Source organism: Antarcticimicrobium sediminis (assembly GCF_004348975.1).
Classification (GTDB): Bacteria; Pseudomonadota; Alphaproteobacteria; order Rhodobacterales; family Rhodobacteraceae; genus Antarcticimicrobium; species Antarcticimicrobium sediminis.
The window spans coordinates 109084-127952 of the sequence record NZ_SMFP01000007.1; the positions used below are offsets into that span (position 1 = coordinate 109084).

15 protein-coding genes are annotated in these 18869 nt (G+C 63.9%); 7 read left to right on the forward strand and 8 right to left on the reverse strand.

Annotated elements, in window-relative coordinates; all coding sequences use genetic code 11:
• Positions 1 to 54: 54 nt before the first annotated feature.
• Both E1B25_RS12165 and E1B25_RS12170 read left to right on the forward strand, forming a co-directional pair.
• Positions 55 to 678, forward strand: coding sequence for an HAD family hydrolase (locus E1B25_RS12165; protein WP_132829616.1), 624 nt, complete (start codon positions 55 to 57; stop codon positions 676 to 678).
• On the forward strand, positions 675 to 1598 hold the full coding sequence (locus E1B25_RS12170) for an ornithine cyclodeaminase family protein (protein ID WP_132829617.1): 924 nt from the start codon (positions 675 to 677) through the stop codon (positions 1596 to 1598). The genes E1B25_RS12165 and E1B25_RS12170 overlap by 4 nt, the downstream gene beginning before the upstream one ends.
• Before the next feature lie 39 nt (positions 1599 to 1637).
• Here E1B25_RS12170 and E1B25_RS12175 read toward each other — a convergent pair whose 3' ends face one another.
• Positions 1638 to 2879, reverse strand: coding sequence for an MFS transporter (locus E1B25_RS12175; protein ID WP_132829619.1), 1242 nt, complete (start codon positions 2877 to 2879; stop codon positions 1638 to 1640).
• 168 nt (positions 2880 to 3047) lie between these two features.
• On the opposite strand from E1B25_RS12175, the gene zapE reads away from it, so the two are divergent.
• On the forward strand, positions 3048 to 4115 hold the full coding sequence (gene zapE, locus E1B25_RS12180; protein ID WP_132829621.1) for a cell division protein ZapE: 1068 nt from the start codon (positions 3048 to 3050) through the stop codon (positions 4113 to 4115).
• Positions 4116 to 4263: 148 nt separating this feature from the next.
• Here zapE and E1B25_RS12185 read toward each other — a convergent pair whose 3' ends face one another.
• From E1B25_RS12185 to E1B25_RS12200, 4 genes are all read right to left on the reverse strand, one after another.
• Positions 4264 to 5502, reverse strand: a complete 1239-nt coding sequence (locus tag E1B25_RS12185; RefSeq protein ID WP_132829799.1) for a bifunctional folylpolyglutamate synthase/dihydrofolate synthase — start codon at positions 5500 to 5502, stop codon at positions 4264 to 4266.
• A gap of 76 nt (positions 5503 to 5578) precedes the next feature.
• On the reverse strand, positions 5579 to 6535 hold the full coding sequence (gene accD, locus E1B25_RS12190) for an acetyl-CoA carboxylase, carboxyltransferase subunit beta (RefSeq protein WP_132829622.1): 957 nt from the start codon (positions 6533 to 6535) through the stop codon (positions 5579 to 5581).
• 63 nt (positions 6536 to 6598) lie between these two features.
• Positions 6599 to 7486: a CPBP family intramembrane glutamic endopeptidase gene (locus E1B25_RS12195; RefSeq protein WP_132829624.1), complete on the reverse strand. Its 888-nt coding sequence runs from the start codon at positions 7484 to 7486 to the stop codon at positions 6599 to 6601.
• Entirely contained in the window at positions 7479 to 10601 is a 3123-nt protein-coding gene (locus E1B25_RS12200; protein ID WP_132829626.1) for an ABC transporter transmembrane domain-containing protein, read from the reverse strand. The genes E1B25_RS12195 and E1B25_RS12200 overlap by 8 nt, the downstream gene beginning before the upstream one ends.
• Before the next feature lie 191 nt (positions 10602 to 10792).
• On the opposite strand from E1B25_RS12200, the gene ilvD reads away from it, so the two are divergent.
• The 4 genes from ilvD (at position 10793) to E1B25_RS12220 (ending at position 14471) form a co-directional block, all read left to right on the forward strand.
• Positions 10793 to 12556, forward strand: a complete 1764-nt coding sequence (gene ilvD, locus E1B25_RS12205) for a dihydroxy-acid dehydratase (RefSeq protein WP_132829627.1) — start codon at positions 10793 to 10795, stop codon at positions 12554 to 12556.
• The gene (locus E1B25_RS12210) at positions 12537 to 13256 is read left to right on the forward strand and encodes a hypothetical protein (RefSeq protein WP_132829629.1); all 720 of its coding nucleotides are present in this window, start codon (positions 12537 to 12539) and stop codon (positions 13254 to 13256) included. Before ilvD ends, E1B25_RS12210 begins: the two co-directional genes overlap by 20 nt.
• A gap of 64 nt (positions 13257 to 13320) precedes the next feature.
• Positions 13321 to 14082, forward strand: coding sequence for a DUF6478 family protein (locus E1B25_RS12215; RefSeq protein ID WP_132829631.1), 762 nt, complete (start codon positions 13321 to 13323; stop codon positions 14080 to 14082).
• An 11-nt stretch (positions 14083 to 14093) separates the two neighbouring features.
• Positions 14094 to 14471: a hypothetical protein gene (locus tag E1B25_RS12220; protein ID WP_132829632.1), complete on the forward strand. Its 378-nt coding sequence runs from the start codon at positions 14094 to 14096 to the stop codon at positions 14469 to 14471.
• Between the two features lie 82 nt (positions 14472 to 14553).
• Here E1B25_RS12220 and E1B25_RS12225 read toward each other — a convergent pair whose 3' ends face one another.
• Genes E1B25_RS12225 through gpmI form a run of 3 tightly spaced genes read right to left on the reverse strand, consistent with a single transcriptional unit; the run spans position 14554 to position 18560 of the window.
• Complete coding sequence (locus tag E1B25_RS12225; RefSeq protein ID WP_132829634.1) at positions 14554 to 15891, reverse strand: S41 family peptidase; 1338 nt, start codon at positions 15889 to 15891, stop codon at positions 14554 to 14556.
• Between the two features lie 6 nt (positions 15892 to 15897).
• Complete coding sequence (locus tag E1B25_RS12230; protein WP_245510704.1) at positions 15898 to 17046, reverse strand: murein hydrolase activator EnvC family protein; 1149 nt, start codon at positions 17044 to 17046, stop codon at positions 15898 to 15900.
• The gene (gpmI, locus tag E1B25_RS12235; RefSeq protein WP_132829636.1) at positions 17043 to 18560 is read right to left on the reverse strand and encodes a 2,3-bisphosphoglycerate-independent phosphoglycerate mutase; all 1518 of its coding nucleotides are present in this window, start codon (positions 18558 to 18560) and stop codon (positions 17043 to 17045) included. The genes E1B25_RS12230 and gpmI overlap by 4 nt, the downstream gene beginning before the upstream one ends.
• Between the last annotated feature and the right edge of the window lie 309 nt (positions 18561 to 18869).

Here is an 18869-nt window from a genome sequence, read left to right on the forward strand (position 1 = left end):
CTGAAAGAAAATGAACGAATGAACCCGAAATTCTCGGGCCAAGAGGAACAGAGCATGCAACCACAGGCCGTGATCTTTGACATCGGCAACGTGCTGATCGAATGGCAACCGGAACGGTTCTTTGATCGCGAAATCGGCGAGGCGCGCCGCCGCGCCCTGTTCGCCGCCGTGGACCTGCATGCGATGAACGACGCAGTGGATCGCGGCGGCAATTTCACCGAGGTCGTCTTTGCCACTGCCGAACAATACCCGGACTGGCACGATGAAATACACATGTGGCATGATCGTTGGATCGAAATGGCCGCTCCCGAAATCCCGCACTCCATCCGGCTGCTGCGGGCGCTGCGGGCCAAGGGCACCCCGGTCTTTGCGCTGACCAATTTCGGAGTGCAGACCTTTGACGACATCGCCGCGCCGCATTACCCGTTCCTGTCCGAGTTTGACCGCACTTATGTTTCGGGGCACATGAAGACGATCAAGCCCGAGCCCGAGATCTATGCCATGCTCGAGGCCGATTGCGGCATCGCGCCAGAGGCGCTGATCTTTACCGACGACCGGCAGGACAATATCGACATGGCCACCCAGCGCGGCTGGCAGACCCATCTGTTCACCGGACCGCAGGGCTGGGCCGACCGGCTGGTCGGGGCCGGATTGCTCACCGAGGAGGACGCGCAATGAGCACCACAATCCCGATCATCCCGTTTGACGCAGGCGAAAAGCTGCTTGACTGGATCGAGCTGACCGAGGCGCTGGCCGATGGCCACAAGCTGCCCAAGGCCGAAATCGCCGATACCTTTCTTTATCGCGATCCCGATACGCTGCTGAACCGTGCGGCCTGGATCGACGGGCTGGGCAGCGCGGTGAAAACCGCCACGATCTATCCGCGCAACCCCGAACACGGGGCGCCGATGGTCAACGGGGCCGTCACCCTGTTTTCCGATCTTGATGGCGCGCTTGAGGCGCTGGTGGATTTCCACCTTGTCACCAAATGGAAAACCGCCGGCGACAGCCTGCTGGCCGCCCGCCGTCTGGCCCGCCCCGATAGCGAACAGATCGTCATCGCCGGGGCCGGCACCGTCGGTCGGTCGCTGTGTGAAGCCTTTGCCGTGGCCTTTCCCAAGGCCCGCATCGCGCTGTGGAATCGCACCACCGCCAAGGCCGAGGCACTGGCGCGCGAGATCGGCACGGTCAATGTCGCCGCCGATCTGGAAACAGCGGTGCGCGGCGCCGATATCGTGGTCTCTGCGACCATGTCCTCGGACCCGGTGATCCGGGGCGACTGGCTGCACCCGGGCCAGCACCTGAACCTGATCGGGGCCTATCGCCCGGATATGCGGGAGGCCGACGACACCGCGCTGACCCGGTCGAAAATCTATGTCGACAGCCGCGACACCACCATCGGCCATATCGGCGAGATTCAAATCCCGCTGGAACGCGGTGTGATCAGCGAGGCCGATATCCTTGCCGATTTCTATGACCTCGACGCCTTCACCCCCGGCAGCGCGGAGGAGATCACGCTGTTCAAGAATGGCGGCGGCGCGCATCTGGACCTGATGACCAGCCGCTATATCCTTGATCGCTGGGCGGCGGCGCAATAGCCGGACGGCCCGTAGGGCGGGCTTCGGCCCGCCCGCGCCTCACGCCGCCACGCGCAAACCCAGCGGACGTTCGCGCACCGGCAGATGGACAATCGCGCTGAAGGCCCCGACGCCGACCCCGATCCACCACACGAAGGTATAGTTGCCAAAGGCGTCATACATCCGCCCGCCCAGCCAGACGCCCAGAAAACTGCCCAATTGGTGGCTGAAGAACACGATGCCATAGAGCGTACCCATGTAGCGCAGCCCATAGATCTGCGCGACCAACCCGCTGGTCAATGGCACGGTCGCCAGCCACAGCGCCCCCATCAGGACCGAAAAGATCAGCACCGAGGCCGGTGTGATCGGCGCCATGATAAAAGTCGCGGCGATCACCGTGCGCCCGGCATAGATCCCCGCCAGCAAATATTTCTTTGAGAAATACTTGCCCGCCCAGCCCGCCATCAGCGTGCCCCCGACATTCGCCGCCCCGATCAGCGAAATCGCCACCGCCCCCAGCGTCGAGGTCGAGGTGATGCCAATCCCGTGCAGCAAGCCACCGGGCTGGATCGGCCCGCACAGCTCGGTCACGAAGGCGGGAAAATGCGCGGTGATGAAGCCAAGCTGATAGCCGCAGCTGAAAAAGCCCAGAAAGATCAACGTGAAAGAGGGGTCGCGCAGGGCCTTGCCCAGAATCGCGCCCATCGTCTCCCCTGGCTGTTGCTGGCCCGAGGGCTGCGACACGCGCAGCATCGGCAAGGTCAGCACCAGCGAAAGGATCGCGACAGCAAAGACCACAAAGGTGCTCTGCCAGCTCATAACGCCCATCAGCCATTCGGCCACCGGCGCCCCGATCATCTGGCCGACGCTGCCCGCGGCGGTGGCGATCGCCATCGCCATCGAGCGGTTTTCGTCCGAGGCCGCGCGCCCCACCACAGCCAGGATCACGCCAAAGCCGGTGCCCGCAATGCCGAACCCCACCAGCCAGGCATAGAGCTGATGCTCGAGCGGCGTGGTGGAGCTGGCGGTCAGCACCATGCCCGCCGCATAGACGAGCGCGCCGAGAAAGATCGCCTTGCGGTCGCCAATCTTCTCGGCGATGGCGCCAAAGATCGGCTGCCCTATGCCCCAGGCCAGGTTCTGCAGCGCAATCGCCAGCGAAAACTCGGAGCGTGCCCAACCGAATTCTGCGGCCACCGGGATCTGGAACACCCCGAAAGAGGCGCGCACGGCGAAACTGACGGTGATGATGATACAGCTCACCACCAGAACCGGGGTCAGGCTGTCGGAACGACGGGTCATCGGCATCTCTCCCTCTGCGCGATCCGGGCAGATTAAGGGCGAGTGGTGAAAGCGCAACCGGGGAAACGGGCGATTCCGGGTCAGAAATGCTGATATATCTGCCAGCGCTGGGGGCCACCGACGCGCGGGCACTTTTCAACCCCATCGCCGCGCGCTATGGCTGCGCCCATGTCCGATATCCTTGCCCTTTATACTGACCGGATCGCCACCGGCGCGCTGCACCACGACAGCGCGCAAGAGGCCGTCTTGCCCGAATTCGAACGCATCCGCGCAGAACTCGCCAAACCTGCCAAACGGGGGCTGTTCCGCAAACCGCCGCCGCCGCCCAAGGGGCTGTATCTTTGGGGCGGGGTCGGGCGCGGAAAATCCATGTTGATGGATCTCTTTGTCGACTCGCTGGGCGACATCCCGGTCCGCCGGGTGCATTTCCACGCCTTCATGCAGGAAATCCACACGGCCATGCACGCCGCGCGCAAACAGGGCATCGAAGATGCGCTCGCCCCGGCGGCGCAGGCGGTGATCGACAGCGTCCGGGTTCTGGCCTTTGACGAGATGCAGATCACCGACATCACCGACGCCATGATCGTCGGGCGCCTGTTCGAGGCGCTGTTCAATGCCGGTGTGGTCATCGTCACCACCTCGAACCGGGTGCCGGACGATCTGTATGAAAACGGGTTGAATCGGCAACTTTTCCTGCCTTTCATCGCCCAGATCAAACAGCAGATGGTGGTGCATGAACTGGTCAGCCCCAAGGATTACCGACAAAACCGGCTAGAGGGGGCACAGGTCTATTTCACCCCCAATGGACCCGAGGCGCATCGCGCCATCGACGCGATCTGGCACGAGCTGTCCGGCGGCCCCGGCACCGAACTGGTGCTGGAGGTCAAAGGCCGCCGCGTGGTGTTGCCACAGTACCGCAACGGGGTGGCGCGGGCGCATTTCTATGACCTGTGCGGCCATTTCCTTGGCCCCGCCGATTATCTGGCCATTGCCCAAGCGGTGAAACTGCTGATCCTCGAGGACATCCCGCGCCTGTCGCGCAGCAATTTCAACGAGGCAAAACGCTTCGTCACCCTGATCGACTCGCTTTACGAGGCGCAGGTGCGGCTGGTCTGTTCAGCCGCCGCCGAACCCGAGATGCTTTATGTCGAGGGCGAGGGCGTCTTTGAGTTTGAACGCACCGCCAGCCGGTTGCGCGAAATGCAGGACAAGGATTGGGGCCAGGACGCGGGCTGATCCCCGATCGCGTGCCCACTTTTTCTGGCCGGCAATACTCTCACCGAAGGCATCGCTGCCCCGCCGCGCTTTGGGCCGCGAACTGGACGCGCCCCACAGGGGCGCGGCCTCCGGCGGGGATATTTGCAGTGAAAGGAAAAGCCGGGAGTTACCCGTTTTCGCGCAGCACGCCGCCAGCAAGGTAGAGCGAGCCGCAGATCAGGATGCGGGCGCGCGGGTCGGTGCGTGCGATCTTTTCCACCGCCGCCTGAACTCTGTCAGCGGTTTCGGCCCGCATCCCCACCGCCCGCGCCGATGTCGCGGTGTCTTCGGCGCTGAGCGTATTGGCCTCGCCGGGGATCGACACGGCGGTAAGGGTCTCGGCCTGTGCTGCCAGCGGGCGCAGATAGCCGGTCACATCCTTGGTGTTGAGCATGCCGCAGATCAAATGCGTCGCGCGCCTTGGCAGGCTGGCCAGATGGGCGCCCAGCGCCAGACCTGCCGCCGGATTATGCCCGCCATCAAGCCAAAGCTCGGCCTGCGGCGCGGCCTCAACCAGCGGGCCGGTTTTCAGCCGCTGCATCCGGGCTGGCCAATAGGCCTGTGTCACGGCGGCCTCGCAGGCCTCTTCGCCCAGCCGCAGATGGCGCAGCGCGGCCAGTGCGGCACCGGCGTTCTGGATCTGGTGTGCGCCGGGCAGGTTGGGCAACGGCAGATCCAGCAGCCCGCGCTCGTCCTGATAGACCATGCGCCCGCGCTCCTCGGACACATGCCAGTGTTGGCCATGTGCGATCAGCGGCGCGCCAAGGCGGTCGGCCTGCGCCTCGATCACCTCGAGCGCCTCGTCGGGTTGCGGCCCCACCACGCAGGGCACTCCGCGCTTGAGGATTCCCGCCTTTTCAAAGGCGATCTTGGCCAGCGTGTCGCCCAGGAACTGCTCGTGGTCGATCGAGATCGGCGTGAGGATGGTAAGCGCAGGTCTGTCGATCACATTGGTGGCGTCCAGCCGTCCGCCCAGCCCCACCTCAAGCAGGGTGTAATCGGCGGGCGTGCGTGCAAAGGCAAGGAATGCGGCGCAGGTGGTGATCTCGAAATAGGTGATGCTCTCGCCAAGGCTGGCGGAATAACATTCATCCAGAACCGCGCTCAGATCGGGTTCCGAGATTAGCTCTCCGGCGACGCGAATACGCTCGTGAAACCGCGCCAGATGCGGCGAAGTATAGGCATGCGCCGTCAGCCCAGCACCTTGCAGCCCGGCCCGGATCATCGCCTGGGTCGAGCCCTTGCCGTTGGTGCCGGCAATATGGATGACCGGCGGCAACGCCTTTTGCGGATCGCCCAGCTTGGCCAAAAGTCGCCAGACCCGATCAAGCGTCAGGTCGATGATCTTGGGGTGCAGCGACATCATCCGCTCAAGCAGGATGTCAGACGTCTGGGCAGTCACCATTGACCTCGCAAGGTGAAGGAGGGGGCGGAGGGCCCCGTTATTTCTGGGTCGGTTTCGGCGTGTCTTGGGCGGGGGCCACCGGGGCGGTCACGGCAACGCTCTGCTCGGTCGGTTCCGGCGGCGGCAGGTCGCCCCGAATCGCAGGCGGCAGGCCCAGCAACATGCGGGTGATGGTGATCAGCTCGTCGCGCATCTCGGTGCGCTTGGTCACCCGGTCCAACATGCCGTGATCCAGCAGGTATTCGGCGCGCTGGAACCCTTCGGGCAGTTTCTCGCGGATGGTCTGTTCGATCACACGCGGCCCGGCGAAACAGATCAATGCGTTCGGCTCGGCGATATGGACATCGCCCAGCATGGCGTAAGAGGCGGTGACACCGCCGGTCGTGGGGTGGGTCAATACCACAATATAGGGCAGCCCGGCCTCTTTCAGCATTTGCACCGCCACCGTGGTGCGCGGCATCTGCATCAGCGCCAAAATCCCTTCCTGCATCCGCGCGCCACCGGCGGAGGAGAACAGGATCAGCGGGCGTTTCAGCTTTACCGCCTGTTCGGCGGCGGCAACGATGGCGTTGCCCACATACATCCCCATGGAGCCACCCATGAAGGCGAAATCCTGTGCCGCCGCGACGATCGGGGTGCGGCCCATATCGCCGGTGACGACCAGCATGGCCTCTTTCTCGCCGGTCTTCTTCTGCGCCGCGCGCATCCGGTCCGGGTATTTCTTCTGATCGCGGAAATGCAGCGGGTCGGCCACCGGGTCCGGCACCGCGACCTCGGTATAGACACCGCCATCGAACAGCGCGTCGAAGCGCGCGCGGGGGGTAATCGCCATGTGATGTCCGCAATTGGTGCAGACATTCAAATTATCGCTCAACTCGCGGTGAAACAGCATGGTGCCGCATTCATCGCATTTCTGCCAGAGATTCTCAGGCGTCTCCCGACGCGAGAAGATCGAGTTGATCCGGGGGCGGACGTAGTTGGTGATCCAGTTCATATCGGGGCCTCTCGCAGGAGCATGCACGCTGCGTCAAATAAGCGCCAGCGCCACCAATTGCAATCAACGCCTGATGGCGATGCGCGCCACCAGCCAAGTCAGCACCATCAGCGCGAAATCCACCGCCAGCCAGGCCCGCATCGGCCCGGTATCGGAGGCCGAGAACGGCAGGATATAGAGCGCGAGTCCATTCAGGCTTTCGGGTGTGGCAAAGATCAGCAGGGCCGTGATATTATTGAAGAAATGCACCGCGATCGCCGGGCCCAGCGTGCCGGCGCGCGCGGTCAGGTCGGCCATCAAGATCCCGAAACACCCGGCCCAGATCGCGATCAGACCCGCATTGGCCCCGGCCTCGGAGGGCACGAAGTGACCCAGCGCGAACAGGGTCGACGGGAGAATCAGCCAGACCGCCGGGTGTGAAAACCGTGCCGCCAGCGCCTGTTGCAGATAGCCGCGAAACAGGATTTCTTCGGCGCTGGTCTGGATAAGGATCGCGATCAGCGCCAAAGGCAGCAGCACAAGCCAGCGCCCCAGCGCCAGATTGGGCAGCAAGGGCGCCCCCATATCGTAGGGCGGCAGGATCAGCAGCACGATCCCGAACAGCCCCAACAGCCGCAGCACCCGCCAAAACTGGACGACGGCCATGCCCGGCGGCCCGATGACCCCCAATGGCGCCCGGCGCTGCACCAAATGCGCGGCGGTGAACACCGCGACGATGACAAAGGCGAAACTGCCCAGCAGGATCAGCATCGGACCGGGGCGATGCCCGGTCAGCAGATCGCCGGCCCAGCCAATCGGTGCGGTGGCATAAACCACCGTTTGCAACACCGTGTTGAGGCCAAAGATGATCAGCGCGATCAGCCCCAGACCGGCCAGCAGCCGCCACACCGCCGCCCCCCGCCGGGCCGGGGCAACAAGGGTTTCATGGGCACGATAGGGCTGATCAGTCATCAAAATACTCGTTCAGCGTTTCCGCAGAGATTGGAACGTCTCGTGTGCCAGCGTAATCTGCAAGGTTGATCTGCGCCGCCTGCAGCATCTCGGTTGCGCCCGACAGATGCGCCGCCACCGCCTCCAGCAGCGCCAGCGCGACAGACGCATCATTTTCGATCACGGCGCGGAACTCTTCGGCCCCGATCCGCAGGAAGCGCGTTGGCTCCACCGCCACAAGGTCAAGAAAGCGCTTGTCGCGGGTAATCACCGCCAGATCCCCGATCAACCGCCCCGGCCGCACGTAAGAAACCGGCGGGCGCGTGGGATCGCGGCCGGGCCAACGCAGCTCGGCCTGACCTTCAAGGCACAGATAGACCGCATCCGCCGGCTGCTCATGCGAAAACACCACCTGATCCGGCGCCACCACGAACCATTGGGCGGAATAGGCCAACAGCCGCCGGTTGCGCAGGCTCAGCCGCCCGAACAGGTCATTGTCCGACAGGATCGCCAGCTTGCGACCCAGATCATCTGTGGCGCCCTCCCCCTCGGCCGGGGTGGGCAGTTCGGCTCCGTCGTTGATCCGGCCATTTCGGATCTCGATATACATGTCATAGGCGTCCGGGTTGTCGAACCGGTCCTCCAGAAAGATCATGATCGAGTTCGGCAACAGCTCGCGCAGGCGTTCCCGGGTGTGCAACCGGCTTTCAGCATCGTGACTTGCCAGCACGTTGTCCATGATCAGAATATCAGGCCGCTTTATGGCCGCCCGACTGAAGGCGGCCCGTTCCTGAAACACCGTGGGCAGGTTGGCCCCACCGAGACCGGCGCGCAGATCATACAGGATCGCCGCCGCGCGGTGGCGCAGGCCGTGGGCTTGCAAAACCTCTGCGACCACATCTTCGATTTCGTCGGTCTTGGCACCGCCCGCCATCAACGACACCCGGCCATAGATCGCATTTTCCATCACCGTCAGGCGGGGCACATAGATGTCAGGACCAATCGGCAGGAACATGTCATCCAGAAGTTTGCGCAACTCGGCCCCCCGATGGCGGCGAATCGCCAGGATCTTGTCCTTGTACTTTTGCGGAAAGTCGGGGCCGATCTGTTCCGCCGTCAACATGAAGGGCACGATCAGCAGCATCGCATGATCCTCGGGCGACAGCCGCTCCAGCCCCCGGCGCAGGGCCCGCGCGGCAATGTCCGAGACGCGGCGATAAAGATCCTCGTCAATTCCAAGGCGCAAAAACAGCGGGTGCTGGGTGCCATCCTTGCCAAACGTCCGGTTGAGCGTGTCGATCACCCCCATCGAAACCGCGATCGCCTCATCCGCCAACCCTTGTTCCTGCAACATGCTCAGGAAGCGTTTCTCATGCGCCAGTGCCACCGGCGACACCTCGCGCAGCGGCGTCGCAAAAAGCAGGTTCCCCGCCAGCGGCAGCGCCGGGTTGAACCGCTCGGGATCAAAGGTACGGACCGCGTCGTCCAACCCTTTCGCGCGCAGCTTCTTGCAGATCTCAGGGCGCAGCGCGACGATCTCGCGCGCCAGCGTCGGGTGCTGCACCGGATCGAAATGCGACCGCAACGTGCGGCGGAACATCATTTCGTCGATCCCCATCGCCTCGACCAGCGTGAACCACCAGTCGCGCACCTCGGCCCCGTCGGTGAGCCCGGCAATCTCGGGGTCGATCCAGTTGGCCTGACTTGGATCCTGGCTGTTCCCGGCGCGCTCTGCTTCGATCATGTTGCGGTCCTGCGAGGTGGCGAGGCAATCCTCCTTCGACGGCCGCACCTTGAGCGGCATCAGCAGATTGTCCCCCAACGTGCCGTCAAACAGATAGGGCCGCGAATTGGCATAGCCGATCCGCGCCGCGATCACCGCCTGATGCAGCATGCTCAGGGGGTGGCCCGACACGATCACCTCGCCCTGCACGGGCAGGGTTTCGCGCACCAGCAATTCGGCCAGTGCGGTGCGCTCAAGCGGCTTGTCGCTGCGGATCGCGACGCGGGCGCGCGGCGGGATCTCAAGGCTGATATCGTCCAGAATGGTGTTGCCGTCCTGATCGCGCACGGTCACGTCGCGCAGCTCTATCTTGCCGTAAAGATGCGGTATGCTCGTCGGCTCGCCCTCGAACAGCTCCTCGGGGATCATGTTCTTTGGCGCGAACCGGTCGGTCACCACATCCCAGCGCAGCGACATGTCCTGAACCTGGTTGTAATAGGTCAACAGTTCCTTCCACGGGCTCGACAGATCCTTGTAGGCCGACAGCGCCGCCACCAGCGCCCCGACCGTGATGTCGCCCCGGATCGCCAGATACCCCCCCACCGAATAGTACATGAACGGGGTCAGATGCCCGATCATGTTGTTCAGGAACTTCATGAAGAATTTCTTCTGATAGATCTTGAACCGGATCTCGAACAGCGAGCCCAGCCGGTCGGTGATCAGGGCCTGACGATAGCGCCAGCCGCCATTGACGCGCAGATCGCTGATGCCCGCCGCGCTTTCGCCGATCTCGGTGGCCAGATGGCGCAGCTCCTTGATGCGGTCCTTGTTCAACAGGTTGATCTGGCGCTGGATCATCGGGATCAGCCAGGCCTGCAACGGGATCAACGCCACCGAGGCCAATCCAAACCAGACGCTTTGCATGAACAGAAACGCCACGATGGTCATCATCTGGCCAAACTGGAACACCGGCTGGGCGATGGCGTCCCCCATCAACCCGCCCATCGGCTCGGCCTCCGAGGTGATCATCGACACCAACTCGCCCTGACTGGTGGTGCGGAAATAGGGTTTGGGAAAACGCAACATGCGGCTGATAAGTCGATAGCGCAGCCGGCGCAGCATACGCTCTGACAACACGCCTTTGCGGGTGTTGATATGCATTTTCAACAGCCCGCCGATCACCACGGCCGCCAGAAATCCGGCGCAAAACAGCAATAGGTATTGCACCTGGGTGAACTCAAACCCGAGGATGGCGATCCGATCACTGGTCGCGCCGATGGCGTCGTTGACGATCCGTTTGGGCACTTCGAGCGAGGCATAGAGGAACGGGAACGACACCAGCGTCAGCACCAGAAGCCAGAGCTGCTGCCGCTTGGAGTACTTCCAGATGAACGAAAACAGCGTGGGTTCCATCACCTGGCCCTTGCCCGAAAAATACGCCCCGCCGCAGAACAGGCTCCGGCACCGCGGATTTTCGAGGGTAAACATTGGCCCCCATGATTACAACCCGCACCGACCAGCCGGAGAATCGCGGCGGGCGCGACACCCTTGTTTCAAATCCGGCACGCGGCTATTGCCATGGAAACATGTATTGGAGGCCAGACATGCCCAAGCGTCCGTTTGACAAGTCCAAGCTGCCCAGCCGCCACGTCACCGAAGGACCGGAACGCGCGCCGCACCGGTCCTATTACTATGCGATGGGCATGACCGAGGCCGAGATTCACCAGCCCCTGGTCGGGGTTGCCACCTGCTGGAACGAGGCGGCGCCCTGCAACATCTCGCTAAGCCGACAGGCGCAGGCGGCCAAGGGCGGCGTAAAAGAGGCGCACGGCAGCCCGCGCGAATTCACCACCATCACCGTGACCGACGGCATCGCCATGGGGCACGAGGGCATGCGCAGTTCGCTGGCCTCACGCGAGGCGATTGCCGACACGGTCGAGCTGACCATGCGCGGCCATTGCTATGATGCGCTGGTCGGTCTGGCGGGCTGCGACAAGTCGCTGCCGGGGATGATGATGGCGATGGTGCGGCTGAACGTGCCATCCGTTTTCGTCTATGGCGGCTCGATCCTGCCGGGCAAGGCACCGAATCTGGAGGAAATCCCCGAAGATTTCCGCACCCGCGACCTAACCGTGCAGGACATGTTCGAAGCTGTGGGCCGCAACCAGAACGGCAGCCTGTCCGACAAGGCGCTCGAGATGCTCGAACGCGTCGCCTGCCCCAGTGCCGGGGCCTGCGGCGGCCAGTTCACCGCCAACACCATGGCCTGCGTCTCGGAAGCGATCGGCCTTGCGCTGATGAACTCCTCGGGCATGCCCGCCCCCTATGAGAGCCGCGACCAATATGCCGAGGCTTCTGGCCACGCGGTGATGAACCTGCTGGAAAAGAACATCCGCGCCCGTGACATCGTCACCCGTAAATCGCTGGAAAACGCCGCTCGCGTGGTGGCCTGCACCGGCGGTTCGACCAATGCCGGCCTGCACCTGCCGGCGATCGCGCATGAGGCTGGCATCGACTTTTTCCTCGAAGACGTCTGCGACATCTTCCGCGAGACCCCCTATTTCGTCGATCTGAAACCTGGCGGCCAGTATGTCGCCAAGGATCTCTATGATTCCGGCGGCATTCCGGTGGTGATGAAGGAGTTGCGCAAGGCGGGCCTGATCCACGAGGGGTGCATCACCGTCAGCGGCCGCTCTATCGGCGAAGAGCTGGCGATGATCGAACGCGAGGCCGACGGCAAGGTAATCTATCCGATCGACACCCCGCTGACCAAGACCGGCGGCGTCGTGGGGCTCAAGGGCAACCTGTCGCCCGAAGGCGCCATCGCGAAGGTCGCCGGCATGACGCCGCAAGAGCAGGTCTTTAGCGGCCCGGCCCTTGTGTTCGAATGCGAAGAAGACGCCTTTGAAGCAGTCAAGCAGCGCAGCTACAATGAGGGCGACGTGATCGTCATCCGCAACGAGGGCCCCGCAGGTGGCCCCGGCATGCGTGAGATGCTAGCCACTACCGCCGCGCTCAGCGGTCAGGGCATGGGCAAGAAGGTCGCGCTGATCACCGATGGCCGGTTCTCGGGGGCGACCCGTGGATTCTGCGTGGGCCACGTCGGCCCCGAGGCCGCATTGGGCGGGCCGATCGCGCTGCTGAAAGATGGCGACAGGATCACCATCGACGCGGTCAAGGGCGAGATCAACGTCGATCTGAGCGCCGAAGAGCTGGCCCAACGCAGGGCCGACTGGTCCGGACCGCGCGAAACCATCTATGCCTCTGGCGCGCTGTGGAAATACGCAAAGCTGGTTGGACCAACCTATCAGGGCGCAGTAACCCATCCTGGCGGCGGGGCCGAAAAACATGACTATATGGACCTGTAGGGGCCCGCTTGCGGCCCTGGGTCTTGCGCTGCTGACCGGCTGTGGCGACGGCGTATTCCCGTCCGGCGCCACGTTCGATCAAGCCACCCGCGCCGATCTTGCGGGCGGGGCGATCCACCTGCAGGCACCCTCCGGCTATTGCATCGACCGGCAAGCCCTGCACCGGGCGCCTTATGGCGATTTTGCACTGCTGGCGCGCTGCGATACGCTGGGTCTGCGCAGCTTTTTTCCCGGTCGAAATCTCGCCCTGATTACCGTAACCACGGCCCCCCAACGCACAGAGGCGCCCTCCCCCAGCCTGGCCGATCTGGAACGCTCTGCCAGCCCGGCGCGGGTAATCGAAACCGGGATGGCGGGGGATCTTCCGATGCTCCGGCTAGACCCACCCGGCGGGGTGGTGGGCGGGATCGCCCCGCAGCACTGGCGCAGCGCCTTTGCGCTGAACGGGCAGTTGGTGGCCTTGGCTCTTTATGCGCCGGAAAACGACGCGGGTCCGGTAATCGACGCGCCCGCCCTTCTGGCCGATCTGGCTGGCCGCATCCGCCGCGCCAGTGCCCGGCCCGACGAGAATGCGGCGGCGGTTGCGGCAGCAGCGCCCGAGGCCGACGCAAAGCCCAATGCGAAACCCGGTACGAAACAACCTGCGAACAGGGTGGGATTTATTTCGCCGTTCAAGGCGATTGGCGGTTTGTTTGACTGAGCGGCATTCGCTAAGCTGACCCAATCATTACATCTTCGCCCAGGGGCGAGCGAAGGAACAGGCTATGGGCAAGATACTGGATCGGCTGTTTCACGAACGCGCCTTGCGCAAGTGGCGGCGCGCGGCCGAAGCGGCCGAAGACTCCCCCCTGTCCGAGGTGCGGGTGCAACGCAATCAGGCGCGCCAGTTGCGCACCCATCTCGACAGGCTGATCCATGTGGCCGACGGACGGCTGGCGCTGCCACAGATCGGCACCTCTTTTTTCCCGCGCCCGCATGGCACCGATTGGGCTTGGCGGCCCGAGTTGTGGCGTGGCCCGCTGCCGGTGAAGGGGCTGAGTTCGGTCGCCACGAAATCCTCGCTTGGGGACGAGGTCACGCTGTTTCACGATTGCGGCGTCTCCGAACTCACCCTGCGGCAGCTGCGCAACACGCGTGAGGAAGATTTGGCCGCCTACGGCTTGCGGATGGACGTGTTCCGGTTCGACGGCTCGTTCCTGTCGCTGGTGATCGACCTGCCGGATGCCGCCGTCGAGGGGCTGACCCGCGATCATATCTTGCGGGTGGACACCATCATCGAGACCGAAAAACCGCTGGAGATCTTCGCCCGCCTGAACATCAAGCACGGACCCAATACCGAACAGATCGTGCGTGAACTGCCGCTGAACGAAGAAGAGGTGAGGGTGGAATTCGACCTTGCCTATTCCCGTCTGAATGAAAAGCGGATCGAGAAAATCTGGCTCGACCTGATCTTCGAGGCGCCCGAGATGAACCAGACGATCCTGCGCGATCTGACCTTTTCCCGCCGCCGCCGCGCCGCGCTCTAGGAGACCCCGAGATGAGCGATCTGACCCTGACCAAGATCCGCCTGCGCAACCGCCGATGGGAGGGCCGGTTGAGCGGCGCCCCGGCGGGGGGGGCCTGCCCCGAGATCAGCGTCACCTATCTTGACCAGCCCGTCGCCGGGATCGAACTGAGTGAAGGGCCAGAGCCGGGCAGTTGGGATCTTGTCGTGCCGATCCCGGACCAGGCAATCGCCGACGGTGTACATTGTTTCTTGATCCTCGACGCCGCCACCGACACCAAGCTGGGGGATTTCACCCTGATTGCGGATGCTGCGGTCTCGGACGATCTGCGTGCCGAGGTCGAGTTGCTGCGCGCCGAGCTGGATATGCTCAAACGCGCCTTCCGCCATCATTGCCTTGAAACGATGTAGGCAACCGCCCGGTTCATGGGGGCCAAAACGACAAGGGCCACGCAGATGCGTGGCCCTTTCGCGTTTGTTGGGTTGGCGTCGCTTACTCTTCGCCGCTCAGCGCAACCAGCCCCTTGAGGATATCGATGGCATAGGCGAGTTGATAATCCTCGTCCCGCAGGCGCGCGGCGGCCTCTGCCTTGGCGCGATCCTCCTTGATCTGGCGAATCTCATCCTCGGTCAGGCTGTCGTTGTTCAACCGCCCGCGCAGATCGGCCTCGGTCCGGGCACGCGGCCGCTTCGGAGCGTCCGCTTCCTCGGTCACGGGCTGACGGCGCGGCTGTTCCACGATGATGTCGGGGGACACGCCCAGCGCCTGGATCGAGCGGCCCGAAGGGGTGTAGTACCGCGCCGTGGTCAGGCGCATTGCCCCATCCCCGCGCAGTGGCATCACCGTTTGGACCGAGCCTTTGCCAAAGCTCTTGGTGCCGACAACGATCGCCCGGCGATGATCCTGCAACGCACCGGCCACAATTTCCGAAGCCGAGGCCGAGCCGCCATTGATCAGCACCACCATCGGTTTGCCCCCGGTCAGATCGCCCGGAACAGCATTGAAACGCTCACCATCCTGCGGATCGCGGCCACGGGTCGAGACGATCTCGCCCTTTTCCAGGAACGCGTCGGACACCTTGATCGCTTGCGTCAAAAGCCCGCCGGGGTTGTTGCGCAGGTCCAGCACGACGCCGTTGACCTTGTCGATGCCGCCGGCGGCCTTGACCTGTTCGGCCAGACCGGATTCCAGATTTGGCATGGTCTGATCGTTGAACGTCGTGACCCGCAGCACCACGGTTTCGCCTTCGGTCCGGGCCCGCACAGCGGTCAGCTTGATGGTGTCGCGAATGATCGACACATCGAACGGCTCGGCCTCGCCTTCGCGCACCACGGTGATCACGATCTCGCTGCCCACCGGGCCGCGCATCAGATCAACCGCGGAATCCAGCGTCAGCCCCAAGACGCTTTCACCATCCACATGGGTGATGAAATCGCCCGACTCGATCCCGGCCTCGTCGGCGGGTGTCCCGTCGATTGGCGAGACCACCTTGACGAAACCCTCTTCCTGCGTGACCTCGATGCCAAGGCCGCCGAATTCACCCCGGGTCTGCACCCGCATCGCGGCGGCATCCTCGGGCGAGAGATAGCTGGAATGCGGATCGAGCGACGACAGCATCCCGTCGATCGCGGCCTCGATCAGTTCGGACTCGTCGACCTCTTCGACATATTGCGAGCGGATCCGCTCGAAAATGTCGCCGAACAGATCAAGCTGTTCATAGAGGTTCGAGTTGCGTTCCGTTTCCTGCGCCAGCAACGGTCCGGCCACCTGAGTGGTCGCCACGATGCCTGCCAATGTACCGCCGATTGCGGCCATCACGAATTTCTTCATGCCTGATTACCCATCCTTGTCGGTTCGGAACCACGTCTCCGGGTCCACCGGGCTGCCGCCCTCTCTTACTTCTATATAGAGCGTCTCCGAACGCTCAGTTCCAGTGCCATCACCGCTTAGTGACAAAATAGCGCCATTTTCCGGGACTGCGCCCCCCATCAGCCCCACCGGTGTGTCTTCCGGGATCACCTGACCGGCCTCGCCATAGACCTCGGCCAGACCCGACAGGATAAAGAGCGTATCGGGCTGCGGTTCAAGGATAATCACATTTCCCAGATCCAGCAGCGGCCCGCGATAGCGGATCGTCGCCGGCGTGGGCGACGTCACCAGCGCCCGCGGCCGCGCCGCCACCACCAGCCCGCTACGCGTCACCCCGGCCGCGTCGGCCTCGCCCGCCTTGTGCAACAGAACCCCCTGTACCGGCAACGCGATCTGCCCCTTGCTGGCACTGATATCGGCCTGACTATCGGCGATCTCGCCACCGGCGGCAATCTGCGACAACCCGCTGGCGAACCCGTCCAAGGTTTCGGTCGACGAGATCAGGATCGCCGTGCGCACCGGATCCTCGGCAAAGCGGCGCGGCAGGTCGGTGCGGTCGGCGATCGCCTGGCTTAACCCGGTGCGCGCCTCCTGCACACCGGCAAGCCCCTGTTCCAGCGTCCTGGCCGCGCTTTGTTGCAGCAGGCGCAGGGTATGCACCTCTTCGAGGTCGTGGCGCAGCCGTTCGGCGCGGGTGTTGAGCGCCGGGGTCACCTCGGCCAGGATCATGCCCGAGCGGGCGCTGCCCAGCGGCCCCTGCGGGTGCAACATGCGCACCGGGGGCGGCGCGGTTTCAATGGTCAGCAGCACCCCGATCAACTGGGCAATCTCGCCTTCGCGCGCGCGCAGCCTGTGGGCCAGCATGGTTTCACGGGTGGCCGCGCGGCGCAGCCCGTCGCGCATCGCCGCCAACCCGGCCTCATAGGCGCGCACCGTCTCGGTTAGGGCGTGAACCCGATCGCGCGCCGCTTTGGCCCCCTGCAAATCAAGCGCTGCCTGCTCAAGCTGCGCCGACGCCGCCCGCGCGGCACTGGCCGGATCGCTCTCGCCCGCAGCGGCGCCGGCCCAAAGGGCGGCCCCGGTCGCAATCACGGCGAAAGCGCGGCGCAGGGTCATTTGATCAGGCTTGCCCCCGTCATTTCATCCGGTTTCGCCAAGCCCATCAGTTCCAGCACCGTCGGCGCCAGATCCGACAACCGCCCGTCGCGCAGCTCGGCCCCAGCCGGTCCGCCGATCAGCGCCACCGGCACCGGGTTCAGCGTATGCGCCGTATGCGGCCCGCCGGTTTCAGGGTCGATCATCTGTTCGCAATTACCGTGATCGGCGGTGACGATCATCGCGCCCCCCGCAGCCTCCAGTGCCGCAACAACCCGACCAAGACCGCGGTCCACGGTTTCGCAGGCCTTGATCGCAGCCTGCAGATCGCCGGTATGACCGACCATATCGGGGTTCGCAAAATTCACCACGATCATATCGTAGCCCGCGCCGATCGCCTCGACCAGCTTGTCGGTGACTTCCTCGGCCGACATCTCGGGCTTGAGATCATAGGTCGCCACATCCGGCGACTGCGCCATATAGCGATCCTCGCCCACTTCGGGCGTTTCCTTGCCCCCGTTGAGGAAGAACGTGACATGCGGGTATTTCTCGGTTTCGGCCAACCGGAACTGGCGCAACCCCTGTTTGGCCACCCAGGCGCCCAACGTGTTCACGATATCGCGCGCGGGGAACACCGTGGTCATATAGGCATTATGCGCGTCGGAATATTCCACCATGCCCAGCAGCGCCGCCAGCTTCGGGCGCGCGCCGGTGTCAAAGGCGTCAAATCCCGGCTCGCCAATGGCGCGCAGGATTTCACGCGCGCGATCCGCCCGGAAATTCAGACAGAAGACGCCATCGCCATCCTTTGCCCCCGCATAGTCGCCGACCACGGTGGCGGTGATGAACTCGTCCGTCTCGCCCTGCTCATAGGCCTGGTCGATTGCTGACTTGGCGCTGGTCGCCTTGCGCCCCTCGCCCCGGATCATCGCGGCATAGGCCTCGGACACCCGGCCCCAGCGGTTGTCACGGTCCATCGCGAAATAACGGCCCGTCACGGTGGCGATCTGGGCCCCCTCGGGCAGGTGCTCTTCCATCTCGCGCATGTATTCAAAGGCCGATTTCGGCGCCACGTCGCGCCCGTCCGTCATCGCATGCAACACCACCGGCACGCCGGCGGCGGCAATGGCACGCGCTGCTGCGACGATATGGCGCAAGTGCCCATGCACGCCACCGTCCGAGACCAACCCCATCAGATGCGCGGTGCCGCCCGTGGCCTTCAGCGCCGCAATGAACGCCAGCAAAGAGGTATTCTCAAAGAACGAGCCATCTTCGATTGCCAGGTCAATCTGGCCCAGATCCATCGCCACCACGCGACCGGCGCCGATATTGGTATGGCCCACCTCGGAATTGCCCATCTGCCCGCTGGGCAGGCCCACATCAGGTCCGTGGGTGATCAGTTTCGCATGTGGCCCCTGTGCCATGAGCGCGTCGAAATTCGGGGTCTGCGCCAGATATGGCGCGTTGGCCTCGGTCTTGTCCGACAGACCCCAGCCGTCGAGAATGCAGAGAATCACGGGTTTGGGGGTGGTCATGAGCAGGCTCCGAAACGATTGGTGTTGTCTGCGTTCTAACGCCTGGGCGCGGCAGGGTGAACCGGTTTCAATGCCGCGCCCTGCTTCTTCTTGTTCCAAATAACCGAACCCACAGATCCACGCGACCAAGGCCCGCGAACGATAGGCCCCGACGACAGCGGCAGTTTTGGGGATTTCAGGGCCTGTTTCGTACGGTTTGCGTCCCCAGCCAGTTTTACCCCCCCCCGGGACGCAAAGGCGACAGTCACCAGGGCACAGCAGGGGGAGGCATTGCAGGTCTTGCCCCGCCCCCGGGCTTGGCCCATAAAC